General features: G+C 74.0%; 20 protein-coding genes. 8 read left to right on the forward strand and 12 right to left on the reverse strand.

The features are described 5' to 3' along the window. The first annotated feature begins 29 nt into the window (after positions 1-29). On the forward strand, positions 30-971 hold the full coding sequence (locus tag FJQ56_RS10900) for a hypothetical protein (protein WP_140009417.1): 942 nt from the start codon (positions 30-32) through the stop codon (positions 969-971). Here the strand turns inward: FJQ56_RS10900 and FJQ56_RS10905 are convergent. From FJQ56_RS10905 to FJQ56_RS10915, 3 genes are all read right to left on the reverse strand, one after another. Beyond that, the gene (locus FJQ56_RS10905) at positions 919-1,632 is read right to left on the reverse strand and encodes a hypothetical protein (RefSeq protein WP_140009418.1); all 714 of its coding nucleotides are present in this window, start codon (positions 1,630-1,632) and stop codon (positions 919-921) included. The genes FJQ56_RS10900 and FJQ56_RS10905 overlap by 53 nt on opposite strands. Positions 1,633-1,733: 101 nt before the next feature. After that, positions 1,734-2,246, reverse strand: a complete 513-nt coding sequence (locus FJQ56_RS10910; protein ID WP_140009419.1) for a DinB family protein — start codon at positions 2,244-2,246, stop codon at positions 1,734-1,736. 9 nt (positions 2,247-2,255) lie between these two features. After that, complete coding sequence (locus tag FJQ56_RS10915; protein WP_140009420.1) at positions 2,256-3,629, reverse strand: HNH endonuclease signature motif containing protein; 1,374 nt, start codon at positions 3,627-3,629, stop codon at positions 2,256-2,258. 435 nt (positions 3,630-4,064) lie between these two features. Here FJQ56_RS10915 and FJQ56_RS22430 point away from each other — a divergent pair, with 435 nt between their 5' ends. Continuing rightward, positions 4,065-4,376 (forward strand): DUF1232 domain-containing protein, encoded by a 312-nt coding sequence (locus FJQ56_RS22430; RefSeq protein WP_211350839.1) that lies wholly within the window; start codon positions 4,065-4,067, stop codon positions 4,374-4,376. Between the two features lie 27 nt (positions 4,377-4,403). Here the strand turns inward: FJQ56_RS22430 and FJQ56_RS10925 are convergent, their stop codons facing one another. The 5 genes from FJQ56_RS10925 to FJQ56_RS22435 all read right to left on the reverse strand — a co-directional run bounded on the left by FJQ56_RS10925 (position 4,404) and on the right by FJQ56_RS22435 (position 9,328). Further along, positions 4,404-5,396 carry a helix-turn-helix transcriptional regulator gene (locus FJQ56_RS10925; RefSeq protein WP_140009421.1) on the reverse strand — a complete coding sequence of 331 codons (993 nt, stop codon included), beginning with the start codon at positions 5,394-5,396 and terminating at the stop codon, positions 4,404-4,406. 9 nt (positions 5,397-5,405) lie between these two features. Then, a complete protein-coding gene (locus FJQ56_RS10930) occupies positions 5,406-6,041 on the reverse strand; it encodes a TIGR03086 family metal-binding protein (RefSeq protein WP_140009422.1) in 636 nt (211 codons plus the stop codon). An 11-nt stretch (positions 6,042-6,052) separates the two neighbouring features. Further along, positions 6,053-7,072 carry a sigma-70 family RNA polymerase sigma factor gene (locus tag FJQ56_RS10935; RefSeq protein WP_140009423.1) on the reverse strand — a complete coding sequence of 340 codons (1,020 nt, stop codon included), beginning with the start codon at positions 7,070-7,072 and terminating at the stop codon, positions 6,053-6,055. 139 nt (positions 7,073-7,211) lie between these two features. Further along, positions 7,212-8,765, reverse strand: a complete 1,554-nt coding sequence (locus FJQ56_RS10940; protein ID WP_211350840.1) for a glycerol-3-phosphate dehydrogenase/oxidase — start codon at positions 8,763-8,765, stop codon at positions 7,212-7,214. Continuing rightward, on the reverse strand, positions 8,762-9,328 hold the full coding sequence (locus FJQ56_RS22435; protein ID WP_211350841.1) for a TetR/AcrR family transcriptional regulator: 567 nt from the start codon (positions 9,326-9,328) through the stop codon (positions 8,762-8,764). The genes FJQ56_RS10940 and FJQ56_RS22435 overlap by 4 nt, the downstream gene beginning before the upstream one ends. A gap of 17 nt (positions 9,329-9,345) precedes the next feature. Here FJQ56_RS22435 and FJQ56_RS10945 point away from each other — a divergent pair, with 17 nt between their 5' ends. Next, on the forward strand, positions 9,346-10,938 hold the full coding sequence (locus FJQ56_RS10945) for an FAD-binding oxidoreductase (RefSeq protein WP_246084079.1): 1,593 nt from the start codon (positions 9,346-9,348) through the stop codon (positions 10,936-10,938). Then, positions 10,935-11,888: a diacylglycerol/lipid kinase family protein gene (locus FJQ56_RS10950; protein WP_140009425.1), complete on the forward strand. Its 954-nt coding sequence runs from the start codon at positions 10,935-10,937 to the stop codon at positions 11,886-11,888. The genes FJQ56_RS10945 and FJQ56_RS10950 overlap by 4 nt, the downstream gene beginning before the upstream one ends. A 53-nt stretch (positions 11,889-11,941) precedes the next feature. On the opposite strand, the gene FJQ56_RS10955 is transcribed toward FJQ56_RS10950, so the two are convergent. Then, a complete protein-coding gene (locus tag FJQ56_RS10955; protein ID WP_140009426.1) occupies positions 11,942-13,168 on the reverse strand; it encodes an SGNH hydrolase domain-containing protein in 1,227 nt (408 codons plus the stop codon). Between the two features lie 59 nt (positions 13,169-13,227). Beyond that, a complete protein-coding gene (locus tag FJQ56_RS10960) occupies positions 13,228-13,890 on the reverse strand; it encodes a pirin family protein (RefSeq protein ID WP_246084080.1) in 663 nt (220 codons plus the stop codon). A gap of 40 nt (positions 13,891-13,930) precedes the next feature. On the opposite strand from FJQ56_RS10960, the gene FJQ56_RS10965 reads away from it, so the two are divergent. Next, a complete protein-coding gene (locus tag FJQ56_RS10965) occupies positions 13,931-15,262 on the forward strand; it encodes a GH1 family beta-glucosidase (RefSeq protein ID WP_246084081.1) in 1,332 nt (443 codons plus the stop codon). Positions 15,263-15,295: 33 nt separating this feature from the next. Here the strand turns inward: FJQ56_RS10965 and FJQ56_RS10970 are convergent, their stop codons facing one another. Both FJQ56_RS10970 and FJQ56_RS10975 read right to left on the reverse strand, forming a co-directional pair. Further along, positions 15,296-16,444: an aminotransferase class I/II-fold pyridoxal phosphate-dependent enzyme gene (locus FJQ56_RS10970; RefSeq protein WP_140009429.1), complete on the reverse strand. Its 1,149-nt coding sequence runs from the start codon at positions 16,442-16,444 to the stop codon at positions 15,296-15,298. Between the two features lie 45 nt (positions 16,445-16,489). Next, a complete protein-coding gene (locus FJQ56_RS10975) occupies positions 16,490-17,170 on the reverse strand; it encodes a hypothetical protein (RefSeq protein ID WP_140009430.1) in 681 nt (226 codons plus the stop codon). 206 nt (positions 17,171-17,376) lie between these two features. On the opposite strand from FJQ56_RS10975, the gene FJQ56_RS10980 reads away from it, so the two are divergent. From FJQ56_RS10980 to FJQ56_RS10990, 3 genes are read left to right on the forward strand one after another with little or no spacing between them, the layout of a single operon-like run. Beyond that, positions 17,377-18,273 (forward strand): ABC transporter substrate-binding protein, encoded by an 897-nt coding sequence (locus tag FJQ56_RS10980; RefSeq protein ID WP_140009431.1) that lies wholly within the window; start codon positions 17,377-17,379, stop codon positions 18,271-18,273. Continuing rightward, positions 18,270-19,121 (forward strand): amino acid ABC transporter permease, encoded by an 852-nt coding sequence (locus FJQ56_RS10985; protein WP_140009432.1) that lies wholly within the window; start codon positions 18,270-18,272, stop codon positions 19,119-19,121. The genes FJQ56_RS10980 and FJQ56_RS10985 overlap by 4 nt, the downstream gene beginning before the upstream one ends. Further along, the gene (locus FJQ56_RS10990; protein WP_140009433.1) at positions 19,118-19,930 is read left to right on the forward strand and encodes an amino acid ABC transporter ATP-binding protein; all 813 of its coding nucleotides are present in this window, start codon (positions 19,118-19,120) and stop codon (positions 19,928-19,930) included. Before FJQ56_RS10985 ends, FJQ56_RS10990 begins: the two co-directional genes overlap by 4 nt. Positions 19,931-19,960 lie beyond the last annotated feature (30 nt).

Consider the following 19,960-nt stretch of genomic DNA (forward strand, 5'->3'; position numbering starts at 1 on the left):
GTCTGATCGAGCCGCCGTAGGGTCGCCGGATGAGGTGGGCGGTCGGGACGGTGCTGCTGTGCCTCGTCGCGGCGTGCTCGTCCGGGGAGCCGGCCACCAGCCCGTCGGTCGACGCCCCGTCGACGACGTCGACGACATCGGCTCCAACCGCGGTCGCCACCCCCGAGCCCACCGAGACGGCGCCGCCCCCGCCGACCCCGACGCGCGACCCGCTGGCCGACCTGGTCGAGGGCATCGAGGTCGAGGACGGGCCGGTCCTCGGCGCCGACATCAGCTGGCCGCAGTGCCCGCCCGGCCTGGGCATCCCCGAGAAGCGGTCCAGCGGCCAACCGCTGCCGGTGGCCGAGGCGCGCTACGTCGTCGTCGGGCTCACCAACGGCCCCGGGTTCCGTCCCAACCCCTGCCTGGCCGACCAGGTCGCCCACGTCCGGCAGCGCGGGCAGCTGATCTCGGCGTACGCCGTGGCGTCCTTCCCCGAGGCCGAGCGGGTCGCCCGGCACGGCCAGGACGGGCCGTACGACGGCGCGACGCGGCTCGGGACGCTGGCCAACACCGGCTACCAGCAGGCGCTCTTCAACGTGCGGTCGATGAAGGCCGCCGGGCTGCGGACGCCCGTGGTGTGGATCGACGTCGAGCCGGTCCCGAAGTTCGACTGGAGCAGTGACGTGGTGGCCAACGCCGCGGTGGTCGCCGGCGTGGCGCGGGGCTACGAGGACGCCGGGTTCCGGATCGGCGTCTACTCGACGCCTGCGCTGTGGGACGCGGTGGTGGGCGACCTCGAGCTCGGCGTGCCCGAGTGGCGCGCCGCGGGTCACACGTCGCGCGACGAGGCCCTGTCGAGGTGCGGCGACGACCACGTGATCCAGGGCGGCGAGGCGGTGATGGGGCAGTGGGTGGAGTCGCGCCGCGACCAGAACCTCACCTGCCCGGGGATCTCCGCGGACCTGGCGGCGTGGTTCCACCACTACTGAGCTCCCCGACCCGGGCCACCGCCTCCTCCGTGCGGGGGCACACCCACACGACGTCGCCGGCGACCTGGCGCACCTCGAGGGGATGGGTGGTGGGGTGGGCCGGGCACACCGGCCAGTTGGTCGGCCGCCGGAGGCCCGGCAGCTCCTCGACGACCCACTCGTGCACCTGGTCGGCGAGGCGCTCGAGCTCGTCGGCCGGCGTCTGGTCGTCGGTGCCGGGGTGGATCATCCAGCTGCCGGACGGGAAGTCGAGGTGGACGGCGTGCGGGGACTCCCACGACGGGGGCCCGGGGCTGATCGCGAACTGCTCCTCCAGACCCAGGCCGAGGGTGCGCACGTCGTCGAGCACGAGCGCCAGGAGCTCGCGCAGGCCCTCGAGGCCGACGGTGCTGCCGGGATCCGGCCGCTCGGGGATGTCGAGCTCGCGCAGGGTGTCGAGGAGCACCGGCCCCACCGTGGAGCGGGGCGCCCCCGACGGCAGCCCGGCCAGGGCGCGCAGCGACGGGGTGTCGAGACCGGCCACCAGGCAGTCGACGGCTGCCTGGACGACCTCCGCGGTGTGGCGGTGGGCCAGGAGCCAGGCGGACTCGGTCTCGTCACGCCACTGCCGGGCGGTGTGGGCCAGGTACGCCGCCGCCTCGTCGCTCGTCTGTCCGGTCACCCGGACAGCGTGCCCGGCGGCGACCACGGCCGCACCCGAGTTGTGCCGGAGCCGTCGGTGCCACCAGCGGGGGCGCCGCTGACCGCGGACGGCCAGGTAGCTCACGTCGGGCCCGGCTCCCGGGCCGCCAGGACCAGCTCGCGCAGGACGTCGGCGTGCCCGCAGTGCTGCGCCAGCTCGCGCAGGGCGTGCAGGTAGACCCAGCGCAGCGGCAGCGGGCCCCGGCGGTTGCCGGTGACCTCGTCGTCGATCCCGAGGCCCGCCGCGGCGGCCCGCGAGGCCGCACAGGTCCGGCGGTAGTCGGCCCGCACCGACTCGATGGTGTCGTCGTCCCCGAGCCGGAACGACTCGTCCGGGTCGGCGGGACAGCCGATCTCGGCGCGGGAGCGCGCGGTGATGGCCTCGTCGAACCACACCTGCTCGACGAACGCGGCGTGCTTGACCAGCCCGAGCAGGGTGGTGGCCGACGGGACCAGCCGCCGGCGGGCCTCCTCCTCGGTCAGGTCGTCGAGGCAGTCGTGCAGCGCCCGGCGGTGGTCGTCCAGGAACAGCTCGAGCTGGTCACGCAGCGGCGCGGCGAAGCTCTCGGGGTCATGGCTGGAACGCTCGGTCACGGGGCGACCCTAGTGAGACGGAGCCTCGAGCGGGTCGTCGGCGACCCGGTGTGGATCGACGATGGTGGTGCGGGCGTGGTCGCGGAGGTAGTGGAACCCGTGGGGGTCGGTCCACAGGAACTGTCGGGTGTCGAGGCGCCGGTAGGTCCACGGGGTGTGGGTTTTCAGTCGGTGGTGATGTCGGCACAGGGGGGCGAGGTTGTGGGTGCAGGTCGCCCCGCCTTGGCCGGGTTCGGTCGACCAGGCGTCGATGTGGTCGAGGTCGCAGCGTCGCGAGGGTCGGGTGCAGAAGGGGAACACGCAGGTGGGGTGGAGGAGCTGGGTCTGCTCGCGTAGCCGGTGGGGGATGGCGTAGGACTCGGTGTGGAGGTCCTCGTTGAGGTCGAGGACGGGCTTGACGGTGACGTGGGTGTCGGTGCGGGCCAGCCAGTCGCGGACCTGCTGGGCGAGCATGGCGTGGCGGGTGGTGTCGTTGAGGGCGACGGGGTCCAGGCCGAGCAGTCCGAGGTCGGTCAGGTGCAGGTAGAGCACGGCCTGCTTGGACGGTGCGGGCGCCTCGGCACCGTTGAGCAGGGCGAGGGCTTGGGCGGGGTCGGCCAGGACCCCCAACGCGCGGGCGCGGCGTACGTCGAGGCCGGTGTCGTCGCCGGCGGCCTTGAGGGCTGCAGCGACGTGGGTGAGGGTCTGGTGGAGGTCGTGGAGGTCTTTCCAGTCCCCGCGGGCGAACAGCTCGGCGGTGCCGTCGGGTTGGGCGTCACCGTGGAAGCGGACCTCGTGGGACTCGGTGGCGCAGGCTTGGTCGGCCTCGCGGGCCTCGGCGTGCAGCAGGGTCATGGCTCGTTCCACGACCTGGTCCAGGGTGACGGTGCCGATGGTGCCGACCACGGGGGCGATCTGGTCATCGACGTAGGCCACCACATCGGCCGGGGCGGCCAGCACAGCCTCAGCGACCCGACGCGCCCGCCACGCGGGGACCTCACCACCGGTCACACGCGCCCAGGTCCGGGGCAGGCGGTGGTGCAGGATCAACGCGTCACGGATCAGGCGTTTGCCGGCGGCGGTGGACATCTTGTTGGCCGCAGCGAACGCCGCGGGGGCATCCCAGGCCACCGGGGGGATGCCGCACCACTCGACCAGCTCCTCAGCCGCGGGGTCGGTGGGGTCCAGGGCCAGGGCGGTGCCGTCGACCTCGCTGTAGGCCACGCCAGTGGCCGTGGTGATCTGCCACCCCTCACCACCCTCGAGGACGGGGTGGGCGTGAGCCCACTCCACGGCTAGCTCCATGATCCGGGCTTCGGCGGCCTCGGCCGCAGCGCGGGCACGGCGGACCTCGTCGAGCAGCAGCGCCGGGGTCACGGCGGTGTCGGCGAGGGCGGCGGGCATGCCCCAAGAATACTAGAACATATGTTCGAACAAAAGGGTCTGCGGGATGCTGTGGACAGCCGTGATGAGGCCGGTGTGACTCGACCCAAGCCGAGGAGGCGGCCACGTTCGGCGTGGCGGCGGTCGGGCAACGCATCGGCGTTGAACCCCTCGCGCGGCGGACCTGATCCACCTCGTCGAGCACGTGTCGCGACTCGGGATCGAGCCGATCGCCGCCACGCCCTACAAGCCGACCACGCGGGCCAGGTCCTCACGGAACACCCCCGACCAATCCCCCGGGAGTCACCTACCTCGGCAACGACAGACCCCCCTGGACCTCGACCCCAGAACCCCGAACCATCACCAAAGTCCTGACGGAGCACGTGTCAACGATGTCTTGAGGCAGGACGGTCACCGATGTCTCGAGACATCGCACGGACGTGCCAGGCTGGCGGGATGGACGTCAGCGACCTGGTCACGATCGTGCTCGTGGTGCTCGGCGGGCTGTTCCTGCTGGGGGTCGCGGTCATCGTGTTCGTGATGGTGAGGTACCGCGTGCCCCCGCGGGGACTGGTGGCGATGGTCGGCGCGCTCGTCTACCTCGCGAGCCCGGTCGACGTACTGCCTGAGATCGTGCTCGGGCCGCTGGGTCTGGTGGACGACGCCGGGGTCGTGGCGGTCGTCGGGATCTGGGTCTACAAGCTGGTCCAGGCCCGCAAGATCCTGCGCGACGCGGGCGTCGGACGGCGTCCGGGACCGACGGCCTGAGGCCCGGCCCTCGCTGCCCGGGCCGTCCTAGACCGACGCGAGCAGCGCCACGAGCCCGCGGCGCGAGCAGAGCCCGAGCTTGCGGTAGACCCGCGACAGGTTGCCCTCGACAGCCTTGACCGTCACGCCCAGCTGCTCGGCGATCTGCCGGTTGCCCAGGCCCTCGACGGCGAGCAGCGCGACGCGGCGCTCGGCGGCAGTGAGCACGGCCAGCGCCTCGGCCCCGGCCCGGTCGGGGACCTCGCCCATCCGGTCGAGCAACCGCCGCACGCGGCTCTGCAGGGGCCACAGGTCCTCGCTCGCGGCGTACGCCTCGGCGGAGCGGAGCAGGGCGACCGCCGCGTCGCGGTCACCGTCGAGGAGCCGCAGGCCGGCCAGGTCGGTCTCGAGCTGGGCCCGCAGGCGGGTCGCCTCGACGTCGGCGAGCAGGGCCAGCGCCTCGCACAGCCGCGGCGCGCGCTCGCTGCTCCCGGTGGTCGTCGCGTCGGTGGTGGGGTCGGTGGTGGCGAGCACGCGCAGCGCCAGCGCCACGTCGTACGGCGTGCCCGCGGCCCGGGCGAGGTCGTGCTGGGCGTGCGCCAGGGCGAGGGCCTCGGCGCGCTCGCCCTGGCGCACCAGGGCGAGGGCCGCGCCGGCGCGCCAGGGGAGCAGCAGGTCGTGGGCGGCGCGGGCGCCGTCGACGGCGCGGAACCGCTCGACGGCCAGGTCGGGATCGCCGACGGCCGAGGCGAGCTCGGCGCGGGCGTGGTGCACCCAGGCGTGGTCACCGGCTGTGGCGAGCTCGTCACCGAGGGCGAGCGCGGGACCGAGGTCGCCCTGGGCCAGGTGGCCCTCGGCGAGCAGGGCGGCGGCGACGGCCGACCCGTCGGCGTCGAGGTCGCCACCGGCGCGCAACCGGACCAGCTCGCCGACCGCCGCGCGGACGTGGCCGCGCCGCATCAGGTCGTGGACCGGTGCGAGCCGGGCCCCCAGCAGCTCGTGCGGGGAGGCCGCGACGGTGAGGAGAAGGAGGGGGACCATGCGCACAGGTTAGGAAGCGGGCCGCTCCCGCGTCCGACGATTCAGCGAATCCACAGGGAGTGGACCAGTCAGGCCGCGTGGGTCCGGGTCGCGTCCGAGGTGGGCCAGCAGCCGCTCCGCGGGTCCGGCGTACGGCGGGAGGGGGCGGGGTCGGGCGAACCGCACGTCGCGGTCGTCCTCGTCGACCAGCACCACCGCGACGGCCAGGAGCTCGCGGGCCAGGTCGGCCGGGATCGGCGTACGCCGCCCGGTGGCCAGGGCGACGTCCCACCCGTGCGTGGCGATCTCGAGCGCCGCGGCGCTGGCGACGACCGCGGTCGGCACCGGGAGGCCGCCGACGTCGACGACCCCCGGGACCCCCGGGGCGCTCCACGCGCCGAGCAGCCCGCACGCCCGGCTCAGCAGGGTCGCGACCCTGACCTCGAGCGCCCGCGTGGGCGGGGTGACGTCGACGGCGCCCGTGGCGCCCTCGGTGAAGGCACCCAGGGCGTCGTCCATGTGGTCGAGGAGCTGGTCGAGGCTCCACGCGGCGCAGGGCGTGGGGCGGTGCAGGTGCTCGGGGCGCACGTGGAGGAGCGTGCTGCGGGTGTAGCCGAGCGCGCGCTCCAGCAGCTCGACCCCCGGCCCGGGCGTCCTGTCGGGCATGACGGTGGGGATCAGCCGGTCGGGGCGGCGGGGGCGGTCGCGACGGCGGGGGGTGCCCAGTCGGCCGGCAGCCGGTCGGGCAGGCCGAACGTCACGAAGAGCCGCGGCTCGAAGAACGCGGTGACGTGGCGCACCAGGTCGCCCTCGAGGTGGAGCACCTGCAGGTGGAAGGGCTCGAAGTCGCCGTCCGCGGTGCGCATGTAGAGGCCGAAGGCGGGCTGGCCGTTGGCGACCGTGCGGATCATCGGCATGTCGTGGTGGCCGCCGGGGCACTTGGTGCCGATCAGCTCGCCGATGGTGGTGGAGCCGCGGTACCAGTTGGTGAACGGCGGCATGTCCCAGGTGGCGTCGGCCTTGAGCAGCCCCACGATCGTGTCGATGTCCTTGACCCAGAAGGCCTGGAGGTAGCGGTCGAGCAGCGCCTGCTGACGCTGGTCGAGGTCCTCGACGACCGTGTCGGCGGTGAGCCCGCGCTCGCCGAGCTGGGCGTGCGCGCGCTGCAGGGCGGAGTTGACCGCGGCGACGCTGGTGTCGAGGGCGTCGGCGGTCTCGGCGGCGCTCCAGCGCAGGACGTCGCGCAGGATCAGCACCGCGCGCTGGCGGGCCGGGAGGTGCTGCAGTGCGGCGACGAAGGCCAGTCGCAGGGTGTCGCGCTCGGCCACGACGACGGCGGCGTCGGGGACCGGCTCGAGCCAGGCGATCTCGTGGTTCTCCTCCAGCGCGTCGCCGGCCATCTGGTCGCTGGTCCCGAGCCCGGCCGGCAGCGGTCGGCGCGGCTTGCCCTCGAGGTTGGTGAGACAGACGTTGGTGGCGATGCGGTAGAGCCAGGTGCGCACGGAGCTGCGGCCCTGGAACGTCGCGCTCGCCTTCCACGCCCGCAGGAACGTCTCCTGCACCAGGTCCTCGGCCTCGTGCACCGACCCGCTCATCCGGTAGCAGTGGGCCATCAGCTCGCGCTGGTAGCGCGCGGTCAGCCCGTCGAAGTCGTCGAGCTCCGTCACCGTCGCCACCTCGTCGTACGTCGTCGCCATCCCGCTCTCCCGCCGCTGGTCAGTGTGCTCCGACTACCGACCGCGGTCGACCCCCGAACTCATCGCTCCAGCCCCGGGCGGGATAGTCCCTGACGTAAATCAAGGTTCTGGCGCCCGGAACCGTGATTTACGTCAGGGACTATCCCGACGCGGCCGCCCGGGCCACCAACGCCAGGGCGCGCTCAGCGGCGGGGAGGGCTGCGGCGCGGTCGGCGGCGACCAGGCCGACGCGGGTACGTCGGTCGAGCAGGTCGGCGGCGTCGTGCGCGCCCTCGTGGGTGACGCCGAAGACGAGCTCGGCGAGGGTGACCGGGACGGTCGGCGTGATCGGCGCGAGCAGCTCGTCGTCGGGCAACCCTGTGACCTCCCGGGCGGTCTCGAGCACCAGGGCCGCGTCGGTGCCGAAGCGGCGCACGAGACGGCGCGGCTGCTCGAGCGCGGCGAGCTCGGCGCGCGACGCCGCACCCAGCAGCGGCAGCGTCGCGGTGACGCACGGGCCCCCGATGCCGGTCAGCTCGTGGACGGTGTCGAGCGCGTCCTGCGCCATCCGGCGGTAGGTCGTGAGCTTGCCGCCGACGATCGTGACGACGCCGCTGTCGCTGGTCAGCACGGCGTGCCGGCGGGACAGGTCGGCGGTCGAGCCGTCCTCGCCCCCGTCTAGCAGCGGGCGCAGCCCGGCGTAGGCGCCGACGACGTCGTCGCGGTGCAGCGGTCGCTCGAACGACGCCGCGACGACGTCGAGCAGGAAGCCGATCTCGGCGTCGGTGGGCACCGGCACGTCGGGCACCTCGCCCTCGACCGGCTCGTCGGTGAGCCCGACGTAGATCGTGCCGTCGGGCTGGGGGAGCACCATGACGAAGCGGTTGCTCGCACCCGGCACCGGTGCGAAGACCGCGGCGGTCAGTCCCGGCAGGGTGTCGGCTCGCAGCACCAGGTGGGTGCCGCGGCTAGGGCGCAGGGTCACCTCGTCGACCAGGTCGCCGGCCCACACGCCGGTGGCGTTGACCACGGCCCGCGCCGCCACGTCGTACGACGCCCCGGTGAGCTCGTCGCGCAGCCGCACCGATCGCCCGGTGGCGGCCAGTACGCGGGCCCGGGTGCGGACGTGGGCGCCCCGCGCCGCGGCGGTGCGGGCGATGGTGGTGACCAGCCGTGCGTCGTCCTCGAGCTGGCCGTCCCACGAGAGCATCCCGCCGGCGAGCCCGGCGGTGCGCAGGCCCGGCGCCAGCTGGAGGATCTCGGTCGCCGACAGCCGGCGCGGCGAGGGGAGCGTGTCGACGGAGGTGCCGGCGCCGCGGCGCAGGGCGTCGCCGGCGCGCAGACCGGCGCGGGTCAGGGCGCGCTGGGGCTGGGAGGTCGAGGTCGTGAACGGGACGACGTAGGGCATCGCGCGGGTCAGGTGGGGTGCGGTGACCTCCATGAGCACGCCGCGCTCGGTCGCGCTCTCCCGCGCGACGCCGAGCTGGCCCTGCGCGAGGTAGCGCAGCCCGCCGTGGACCAGCTTGGAGGACCAACGGGAGGTGCCGAACGCGAGGTCGTGCGCGTCGACCGCGAGCACCGTGAGGCCGCGGGTGACGGCGTCGAGCGCGACGCCCGCCCCGGTGACCCCGAGCCCGATCACGACGACGTCGACGTCGGTGGGTGCGTCGGCCAGCCCGGGCGTGATCCGGGGGGAGGAGTCCACGTCGCTCACGGCGCCAGCACCCGGCCCAGCACCAGCGCCAGCTCGGCGTCGAGCTCGGCCTCGCCGACCCGCTCGTCGACCATCGTGTGCGCCGACAGCACGAAGCCGTGGGCGGCCAGCACCAGCGCCCGGGCGATGGCGGTCGGGTTGCCGGTGCGGACCTCGCCGGCCTGCTGCCCGGCGCGGATCGCGTCCTCGGCGAGGCCGAGGATGAGGTCCTGCGAGCGGCCGCGACGCGCCAGCAGGTAGGGCAGGACCAGCTCGGGGTCGACCTCGACGATGCGCACGAACAGCTCGTTGGCGCGCAGTGCGCGGATGGTCGCGACCATCCGCTCGACGAACCCGCCGCGGTCGGCGGTGGCGTCGACGACGCCGGTCCACTCGCGGGTCATCAGGTCGGCGAGCAGCGTGGGCATGTCGGCCCAGGTGCGATAGATGGTCATCCGCGAGACGCCGGCCCGTCGGGCGACCTCGGTCAGCGTCGTACGCCGCCAGCCGACGTCGAGCAGGCAGGCGCGGGCGGCGTCGAGGTAGAGGTCCTGCGGCGACTCGTTGTGACGAAGTGACGTCATGTGTCACAGTGTAACGCATGACGCGACCCCTGCCCGCCGAGATGCACCCCCAGCGCTGGGGCGACCCCGCCCGCGCCGCCGCGCTGCCCGAGTCGACCCGCGGCCTGGTCGAGCTCGCCTTCGGCCTCGACCCGCGGCCCGTCGTCGCCGATGCCCCGCTGCCGGCGTCCGGCCTCGACGACGCGCTGCTCGACGACCTGCGCGACCGGCTCGGGGCGGAGCACGTGCGCACCGACGACGACGCGCGACGGCTGCGCACCCGCGGCAAGTCGACGCCCGACCTCCTGCGGGCGCGCGCCGGCGACCTCGCCGACGCTCCCGACGCCGTGGTCCGTCCCGGCGACCACGACGACGTCGCCGCCGTCCTGGCCTGGGCCGTCGCGCACCACGTCGCGGTCGTCCCGTTCGGCGGCGGTACGTCGGTCACCGGCGGCCTGGTCGCGCGCCGCGAGGGCTACGCCGGTCTCGTCTCGCTCGACCTCGGCCGGCTGCGACGGCTGCTGCGCGTCGACCACGAGTCGATGACCGCGGTCCTCGAGCCGGGCCTGCGCGGACCCGAGGCCGAGGCCCTGCTGGCCGCGGAGGGCCTCACGCTGGGCCACTACCCGCAGTCGTTCGAGTACGCCACGATCGGCGGTTTCGCCGCGACCCGCTCCAGCGGTCAGAGCAGCGCCGGCTACGGCCGCTTCGACGCGCTCGTGGTCGGCCTGCGGGTCGCCACGCCGCGGGGCGAGTGGCGGCTCGGCTCGGCGCCGGCCAACGCCGCCGGACCCGACCTGCGTCAGCTCGTGCTGGGCTCCGAGGGCGTCTTCGGCGTGATCACCGAGGTCGCCGTTCGGGTGCGCAGGATCCCCACGGCCACGGTCTACGAGGGGTGGCGCTGGCCGTCGTTCGACGTGGGTGCCGACGCCATGCGCACCCTGGCCCAGGCCGGGATGCTGCCGACGGTGATCCGCCTCAGCGACGAGACCGAGACCGCGATCAACCTCGCCCGGCCCGACGCCATCGGCCCTTCGACAGGCTCAGGGACCGATCCCGGGTGCCTGATGATCACCGGTTTCGAGGGCGAGCCGACCGCGGTCGAGGCCCGGCGTACGGCGGTCACCGCGGTGCTCACGGGCCTCGGCGGGACCCCCCTCGGCGAGGAGCCCGGTGAGGCCTGGGCGCACGGCCGGTTCGACGCGCCCTACCTCCGCGACGCGATGCTCGACGTCGGGGTGCTGGTCGAGACGATGGAGACCGCCACCTGGTGGAGCAACCGCGCCCGGCTCTACGCCGACGTCAGGGCCGCGCTCACCGACTCCCTCGGTGAGGGCGCGCTGGTGCTCTGCCATGTCTCGCACGTCTACGAGACCGGCTGCTCGCTCTACTTCACCGTCGCGGCCAAGGCCGACGAGGACGCGCTGCCCCAGTGGCGGGCCGCCAAGGCGGCCGCGTCGGAGGCGATGGTCGCAGCCGGCGCGACGATCACCCACCACCACGCGGTCGGCACCGACCACAAGCCCTGGCTGACCCGGGAGATCGGCGAGCTCGGCGGCTCCGTGCTGCGCGCCGTCAAGGCCGACCTCGACCCGACCGGCGTCCTCAACCCGGGGGTGCTCGTCCCGTGAGTGGCAGCCCGCGGTCCTACTCGTTCCTGGTCAACCCCGCCTCCGGCGGGGGCGCGGCCCCCGACGCCGTCGTCCCGGTCGCCCGGCTGCTGCGCGACGCCGGGGCCGAGGTCGACGTCACCTACTCGCCGGGCCCACGGGCGATGGCCGGGCTGGTGGCCGCCGCGGTCGAGCGCGGCGACGTCGTGGTCTCGGTCGGGGGCGACGGCATGCTGTCCTCGCTGGCCGGCTCGGTCTCCCTGGCCGACGGCACCCTGGCGATCCTGCCCGCCGGGCGGGGCAACGACTTCGCGCGGATGCTCGGCCTGCCCGACGCCGCCGCCGGACCCGAGGCCCAGGCCCGGATGCTGCTCGAGGGCGCCGTACGCCGCGTCGACCTCGTCTCCTGGACGCTGTCGGGCGCCGCCCCGCGACGGGTGGCCGGCTCGGTCTACTGCGGCATCGACGCCCGCGCCGGCGAGCTCGTCGACCGCGCCCACCGGCTTCCCCGCACCCTGCAGTACCCCTACGCCGCCCTCCGCGCCATCGCCGGCTACCGGCCGGCGCGCTACCGCGTCGTGGTCGACGGCGAGTCCCGCGACTACGAGGCCGCCACCGTGGTCGTCGCGAGCTCGGCCTACTACGGCAAGGGCATGAAGATCGCCCCCGCCGCCGTCGTCGACGACGGCCTGCTCGACGTGGTCGTGATCGAGGCGGCCTCCAAGCTCTCGCTGATGCGCTCGCTGCCGAAGGTCTACGACGGGTCCCACGTCGACCTGCCCCAGGTCAGCGTGCTGCGGGGCCGACGGGTCGAGGTCGCCGTCGACGCTCGGGGACCCGTCCCCGTCGGCGGCGACGGCGAGCCGCTGGGCGTGCTCCCCGGCCTGGACGGCGTACCCGCGGTCGTCGAGGTCCTGCCCGCCGCGCTGGCCGTCGTCGGCGCGGTCGGCTCACCTCGGGCGCCGGGATAGTCCCTGACGTAGATCAAGGCGCTGGCGCCCGGAGGCTTGATTTACGTCAGGGACTATCCCGCCGGGCGGCTGGGCCTCGGCTCGCGCTCGATGACGGCGAAGGCCTTGTCGAGCAGGGGGGCCAGGGTCTCGACGTAGGTCTTCGTCAGGTGCGATCCGTTGCGGTAGACCAGCACGTTGCCGATGACGGGCGGGCAGGTGTCGGTGGGGCAGACCCACGGGATGACGTCGACGTAGGAGATGTCGGCGGGGGCCGTACGACGGCCGACCTCGTCTCCGCGCAGCGCCGGGGTCAGGTCGCGCGCGCCGGCGGAGCGCAGGGCCTTCTCCTGGGTGGGGTAGCCGCCCAGGTCGATGCCCCGGGTGCGGTCGAAGGTGCAGGCGGTGAGGTCGTCGAGGTGGTCCTCCACGCACGGCGGCACCTCGAAGATGTCGGTGTCGTCGTCCGGGTCGACCGGCTTGGGCGTGTCGGAGACGACCAGCACCTTGCTGCCGGCCTTGGCCCAGACCCGCCACGTCTGCTGCAGGCCCGCCGAGAGCGCGGCGTCGCTGACCTTGACCGAGCCCGACTTGTCGCGCTCGCTGATCGCGCTGCCCCGGCCGCTGACCGTGAAGACGAGGTCGACGGGCTTCTCCGTCAGGCGCTTGCGCACCTCACGGTTGAACTCCGAGCAGGTCTGGTAGACCTTGCCGGCGTTGGAGACCGGGACCGTCGAGGCCGGGCACGCCGACTTCGTGTAGACCTCGATCCGCCACGAGTAGCGCTCGGCCAGGACCTGCAGGGCCGGGAGCCACTGGGCCGCCTTGGAGTCGCCCACCACGGCGACGGTGGCCTTCGCCCGGGCCGCGGGGACGCCGTACGCGCACTCCTTGAGCTGGGACTCGTCGACGGTCAGCTGGCAGTCGTCGGCGTAGAGGTCGGGGAGGTCCTGGTCGGCCTCGGCGGGGTCGGGCACGATCGGCCCCGGCACCTGGTCGACGGGGACGCCGGCCGGGGAGTCCTCGGGCTCGCTGCCGAGCGCGGCGGCGCCCTCGGGCGTCCCGCTGGGCGGCGCACTGGACGTCTCGCCCTGCGTCGGCTCGGACGACGGGTCGTCGGTCTGGCTCTCGGTCGGGTCGTCGGACGGGCTCGCCGACGGGTCCGAGGAGGAGTCGGTGGTGCCGGAGTCGTCGTCGACGAGGCGGGTCGCGACGAGCGCACCGGCGGCCAGCAGGACGATCACGGCGAGCCCGACGAGCCACGGCAGCGGCCCCGAGCGTCCGCTCCTTCGAAGTTGCATGTGCCTACGCTAGAGGGGACGGGGGCACGCGGGGTCGTCCCCCGCGGGCGGCAGCGGGCTCATGCGGGGTGGCCGAAGCTCCACACGAGCAGCACCGAGTCGACCCCGGCGGTGACCTCGTGCGCGGGCTCGCCGGTGAAGCGGAACGCGTCGCCCTCGTGCAGCGGCTCGGCCATCGACGAGCGCAGCAGCGCGCCGCGCGCCACGTAGACGTGGGTGAGGGGGGCGGCGGGGATGGTGCCGGTCGCGCCGTCGGCCAGGCGCAGCACCGTCAGCCGCGCACCCGGCAGGGCGTCGACAGCGGCGACCGCGTCGACCTCGGCGCCGGGCACGACGGCGTACGACGGGGTCTCGGGCGGCTCGTCGTCGGTCAGCCACACCTGGACGAACCGGGTCTGGGGGGCGGCGGCCAGCTCGCTGTGCTCCACGCCGTCACCGGTGCGCAGCACCGCGACCGAGCCGGCCTCGACACGCGCGGTGCCGTCGGGGCCGGTGTGAGAAAGAGCACCCGACACGACGTAGGTGACGATGACCAGGCCGCTGTGGCGGTGGGTGTCGAACCCCGTGCCGGTCGCCAGCAGGTGGTCGTCGTGGCACACCATGGGCCCGAACCGCAGGTTGTCGGGGTCGTACGCCGCCCCGAAGGCGAACGAGTGCTGCGTCAGCCGTCCGGGCTCGCGCTGGACCAAGCGGTCGGTTCCCCGGCGGATCTCGCTGCTCACGGGCATCATTGTGCAGGTGCCGCCACCGTCAGCAGACGGCGTGCCCCTGCTGCCGCCGGGGTTCGTCCTCGGAGCCGCCACGGCGGCGGCCCAGATCGAGGGAGCGACGGCCGAGGACGGCCGCGGTCCGAGCATCTGGGAGACCTACGCCCGCCGCCACCCACCCGCCGACGGCAGCGACGGCTCGGTGGCCGCCGACCACTACCACCGGGTCGACGAGGACGTCGCGCTCCTGGCGCGGCTGGGGGTGTCGTCCTACCGCTTCTCGATCTCGTGGTCGCGCGTCCTGCCGACGGGGCGCGGACCCGTCAACGCCGCAGGCCTCGACTTCTACGACCGGCTGGTCGACCGGCTGCTCGAGTCGGGCCTGGCCCCGATGGCCACGCTCTACCACCACGACCTGCCGCAGGCGCTCGAGGACGACGGCGGCTGGATCAACCCGGCCACCGCCGTCGCGTTCGGCGACTACGCCGGCATCGTGGGCGAGCGCCTGGCCGACCGGGTCTCGTCATGGGTGCCGATCAGCGAGCCCAACGTCGCGGCGTTCCTCGGCTACGGCAACGGCACCCAGGCGCCCGGGCACCGCCTCTACTTCGACGCCCTGCACGTCGTCCACCAGCTGCTGCTGGGCCACGGCCGTGCGGTCGGGGCGCTGCGGGAGGCCGGGGCGCGCGAGGTCGGCTGCGCCAACAACCACGCGCCGATCTGGCCGTTCAGCGAGGACCCCGCCGACGTCGGCGCGGGCAAGCTGTTCGACTCGCTGTGGAACGGCATGTTCCTCGAGCCCATGCTGCTGGGCCGCTACCCGGTCGACGTCGCACCGCTGATGGACGACCTCGTGGCGCCCGGCGACCTCGCGTTGATCCGGCAGCCGCTCGACTTCTACGGGGTCAACTACTACAGCCCGATCCGGATCGCGGCCGCCCCCGACGACGCCCCCGTGCCCTTCGAGGTCTTCGAGATGCTCGGCTACCCGCGCACCGACCGCGGCTGGACCGTCGTCCCCGACGCGCTGCGCGAGTGGCTGATCACGTTCCGCGCCCGGTTCCGCGCCGCGCTGCCGCCGATCGTGGTGACCGAGGCCGGGGCGTCGTACGCCGTGGGACCCGACGAGCGCGGCGTCGTCGACGACCAGGCCCGTATCGACTACCTCGACGCGCACTTGCGCGCCGTGGTCGAGGCGTGCGAGCGCGGCGTCGACGTCCGCGGGTTCTACGTGTGGTCGCTGCTCGACGGGTTCGAGTGGACCGAGGGCCTGGCCCAGCGCTACGGGCTGGTGCACGTCGACCACGAGACGCTGGTCCGCACCCCCAAGCGGTCCTTCGCGTGGTACGCCGAGGTCATCGCGGCCCAGACGCGCTCCGTCGGCTGAGGTTGTCGGCTGAGGTCGCCGGCGCGGCGTACCTCAGCCGAGCGCGACCTCCAGCCGGCGCACGATCTCGGTCAGCCGCGCCGCGCTCGTCGCGAAGTTGAGCCGCACGTGCCCGGGCAGCCCCGGGTGGTAGTCGTGGCCCGGCGCCAGCCGTACCCGGCCGCGCTCGAGCGCCACGGCCGCCGGGTCGTCGTGGCCGTAGGCGCGCAGGTCGACCCAGGCGAGGTAGGTCGCCTCGACCGGTCGCAGCCGGGCCAGCGGCAGCCGGGCGGCGAGCAGCCGCTCGAGCAGGTCGCGCTGGTCGGCCAGCCGCCGCCGCAGGGCCTCGAGCCAGGCGTCGCCGTGCGTGTACGCCGCCACCGAGGCCTCGACCGCGAGGACCGACCACGACTCGTTGCGGGCCGCGGGCGCCGACACCAGCGCCTGGTGCAGCCGGTCGGAGGCGGTGACCAGCTGCGCGCACCTGAGCCCGGCGATGCCGAACGCCTTCGACGCCGACACGAGGGCGACGGCGTGCTCGGCGGTGCCCTCCACGTCGAGGTAGGACACGTGCTCGCGCCCGTCGAGCACGAGCGGGGCGTGGATCTCGTCGGACACCACGAACCCGCCGCGGCGCAGCACCACGTCGCGGACCCCCTCGAGCTCGGCGCGGGTGAAGGCCCGTCCCCACGGGTTGTGCGGCTGGGTGAGCAGCAGCACGCGTGCCCCGTCGGCGAGCAGGCGATCGAGGTGGTCGAGGTCGAGCTCGGCCCGCGCTGCGTCGGGGTCGAGGGTGAGGTCGAGGCGCTCGCGCCCGGTGATCTCGGCCATCGCGAGCTGGGGGCTGTAGCCCGGCACCGGGAAGACCAGCCCGCCGGCCGGGGCGAGCACCTCCAGCGCGAACCTGACCCCGGCGGTGACGTCGACCGTCGGCACCACCCGGTCGGGATCGACGTCGTGCCCGAACTGGCGGGCCGCGAAGGCGGCGTACGCCGCGCCGAGGGGGCCGCCCACGCGGGCCGTCGGGTAGCCGGTCATCCCGGCCGCGACCGCACGCTGCAGCGCCTCGACGACGGGCTCGGCGATCGCGTAGTCCATCTCCGCCACCCACGCCGGCAGCACGTCCGGATCGACCTCGCCCCACTTGCACGGCAGCGCCGTACGGGCCTGGTCGTCGGTCAGGTCTCGCACGAGCGCGGTCACCCCCCGACCGTAGCCAGCGCCGGTCGGCGGTCGGGTCAGGCTCGGTCAGGCCGAGGTCGTGAACCAGCCGGAGACCGCCTTGATCTGCTTGGCCTCGGGACCCTCGGAGGTGCCGTCGAACGGGCCGTCGCCGCGGCCGCTGATCGGGCCGCAGTCGAAGGTGCCAGCCATGCCCTCGGCCGACAGTGCCGACACGGTGACCACGCAGTCGGTGTTGCCGACGTAGTAGGTGCGGTCGACCTGGAACGCGATGAAGGACGACGGCTGGACCAGGTCGACGGGTGCAGTCGGGAAGTCCTCACGCGGAGGACGGGCGCTGACGACGAGGCCGCCATCGACGTCCCCGAGGTCGGCCGATCCGCCGGGGCTGCTCGGGTCGAAGCTGGCGTCGCCGTAGGTCCCGTCGTAGACGCCGTCGGCCACCACGCACGTAGTGCTCCCGTCCTCGGCCGTCACGGTGATCGCTGCCGACCCGCTCGAGTACGGCGTGGGCTCGCCGGCGGCGTCACCGGGGTCGAACGTGCCGGTCAGGTCGGGCGGCGCCGGGCAATCGGCCTCGCGCTCCGCGGGTTGCGACGGGGCGGCGTCCCCGTCAGTGCTGGTCTCACGGGGGTCCGTGGATCCCGAGCCGTCGGAGCACCCGGCGAGGAGTGAGGCGGCGAGGACCACGGCAACGAACGAGCGGGGCGCCATCGGCCCGCGGGCGGGCTGGAGAGATCGGGTCACGGCCCGTGAGGCTACGTCGCGACGCTCGGCCGGGGCACGTCAGGTCAGGGGGCGTCGCGGACGGCAGGTATGGCGCTGGCGTCCTGTCCTGGTTCCTCGATCGAGGCACCACCCCGGTCGGGGCCGGTCCGTGCGCTACGTCACGCCGCCGTCCACGTTCCCGAGGGAGGGTCCGAAAGGCCTGTAACTCGCCCTACGCTCAAGACATGCGTCTGCGTCGTACCGCCCTCATCGCCGTCTCCTCCCTGGTCCTCGCGGCCACCGCCGCGTGCGCGCCCGTCGACGACGAGGACGGCGGCGACGCCTCGGGCGCCGCCGACAGCGGCGCTCCCGCGTCCGCCGGGTCCGACGAGTGCGCGACCGACTCGCTGCCCGTGCTGTCGAAGGGCAAGCTCACCGTCGCCACCGACTCCCCGGCCTACGAGCCGTGGTTCGTCGACAACGACCCGACCAACGGCAAGGGATACGAGTCGGCGGTCACCTACGCCGTGGCCGAGCAGCTCGGGTTCAGCAAGGACCAGGTCGAGTGGGTGACGGTGCCGTTCAACACCTCCTACGCGCCGGGGGCCAAGAAGTTCGACTTCGACGTCAACCAGATCTCCATCACCCCCGAGCGCGAGAAGGTCGTCGACTTCTCCGACGGCTACTACTCCGCTGCCCAGGCCGTCATCACGCTCGAGGACTCCGACGTGGCCAAGGTCGCCAGCGTCGCCGACCTCGCCGACTACCGCCTCGGCGCCCAGACCGGTACGACGTCGCTGACCGCGATCCGCGACGTGGTCAAGCCCCGCAGCGCCCCGCTCGTCTTCGAGGACACCAACGCCGCGAAGCAGGCGCTGCTCAACGACCAGGTCGACGCGATCCTGGCCGACCTGCCGACCGCGTTCTACATCAGCTCCGTCGAGATCCCCGACAGCACCATCGTCGGGCAGTTCCAGGTCCAGGGCGCCGACCAGGAGAAGTTCGGGCTGCTCTTCGAGAAGGGCAGCGACCTGGTCCCGTGCGTCGACGGTGCGCTCGCGGCGCTGACCGAGGACGGCACCATCGCCGACCTCCAGCAGCAGTGGCTCTCGGACGTCGTCGACGTCCCCGCCCTCCCGTGACCGAGGCCTGGACCCCCAGCCCGAGGGAGCTCGCCCGCCGCCGCCAGCGCCGACTGCGCCGGCTCGGCTCGGTGGCGCTCGCGACCGTGCTCACGGTCCTGGTGTTCGCCGTCATCACCGCGGCGGTGACCCTCTCGCCGGGCTGGCCACGGGTGCGCGAGCTGTTCTTCAGCGAGTTCCACGCCCGCGAGTCGTTCCCGGCCGTGCGCGACGGCTTCGCCGTCAACGTCAAGCTGTTCCTGATCTGCGAGCCGGTGATCCTCGTGCTGGGCCTGGCCGTCGCCCTGGCGCGCTCGGCGCGCTCGGCCTGGCTGGTGCCGGTCCGCCTCCTCGCGGCGCTCTACACCGACGTCTTCCGCGGCATCCCGACGATCCTCCTCGTCGTGCTCCTGGCCTTCGGCATGCCGGCGCTGCAGCTGCAGGGCATCCCCAACAGTGCGCTGTTCTGGGCCGGCGTGGCCCTGGTGCTGTCCTACGGCGCCTACGTCGCCGAGGTCTTCCGTGCCGGCATCGACTCCATCCACCCCTCGCAGGTGGCCAGCGCCGAGGCCCTCGCCCTGAGTCGCACCCAGACCCTGCGCCACGTCGTCGTACCCCAGGCCGTGCGGCGGGTCCTGCCACCGCTGCTCAACGACTTCGTCTCGCTGCAGAAGGACACCGCGCTCGTCGCCGCGGCCGGCATCCTCGACGCCGTCTTCGCGGCCCGCGACTACGGCAACTACCAGTTCAACTACACCCCGCTCGTCGTCGTGGCCTGCTTCTTCATCGTGATGACGGTGCCGCTGGCCCGCTTCACCGACTGGCTGCAGCGTCGGTACGCCGAGCGCGAGAGGGCAGGGGCACGATGACCGACCTCACCAAGCACACGCCGCCCACCCCGGCGGTCGGGCCGGCGGCCGGGCCGGCGGTCCGGCCGGCCGGTCCGCCGCTGCTCGAGGTCGAGCACCTGCGCAAGACCTACGGCGAGCGGGTCGTGCTCGACGACGTCTCCTTGACGGTGCGGCGCCACGAGGTGATCTGCCTGATCGGCTCGTCCGGCTCGGGCAAGTCCACCCTGCTGCGCTGCCTCGACCTGCTCGAGCAGGTCGACGACGGGGTGATCCGGCTCGACGGCTACGAGATCACCGATCCCCGCGTCCACCCGCGCGAGGTACGCCGCCGCATCGGCATGGTCTTCCAGGCCTACAACCTCTTCCCGCACCTCAGCGTCCTCGACAACTGCACCCTCGCCCCGCGCCGGGTGCACGGGCTGTCCCGCGCCGCGGCCCAGGAGCAGGCCCGCGAGCTGCTCGCGACCTTCGGCCTCGCCGACCACGTCGACAAGCACCCCGACCGGCTCTCGGGCGGCCAGCAGCAGCGGGTCGCGCTGGTGCGCGCGCTCTGCGGACGTCCCGACCTGCTGCTGCTCGACGAGATCACCGCAGCCCTGGACCCCGAGCTGGTCGGCGAGGTGCTCACCATCGTCCGTGAGCTCGCCGAGCGCGGCACCACGATGATCCTGGCGACCCACGAGATGGCCTTCGCCCGTGACGTCGCCACCTCGGTCTGCTTCCTGTCCGAGGGCCGCATCCTCGAGCAGGGCCCGCCGGCCGAGATCTTCAGCGACCCGCGGGAGGAGCGGACCCGGCAGTTCCTGCGCCGCGTGCTGCCCGGCTGACGCGCCCGCTGGACGATGACAGCAACACTG

Origin of the sequence: Nocardioides plantarum (assembly GCF_006346395.1) — a bacterium.
GTDB classification, from domain to species: domain Bacteria; phylum Actinomycetota; class Actinomycetes; order Propionibacteriales; family Nocardioidaceae; genus Nocardioides; species Nocardioides plantarum.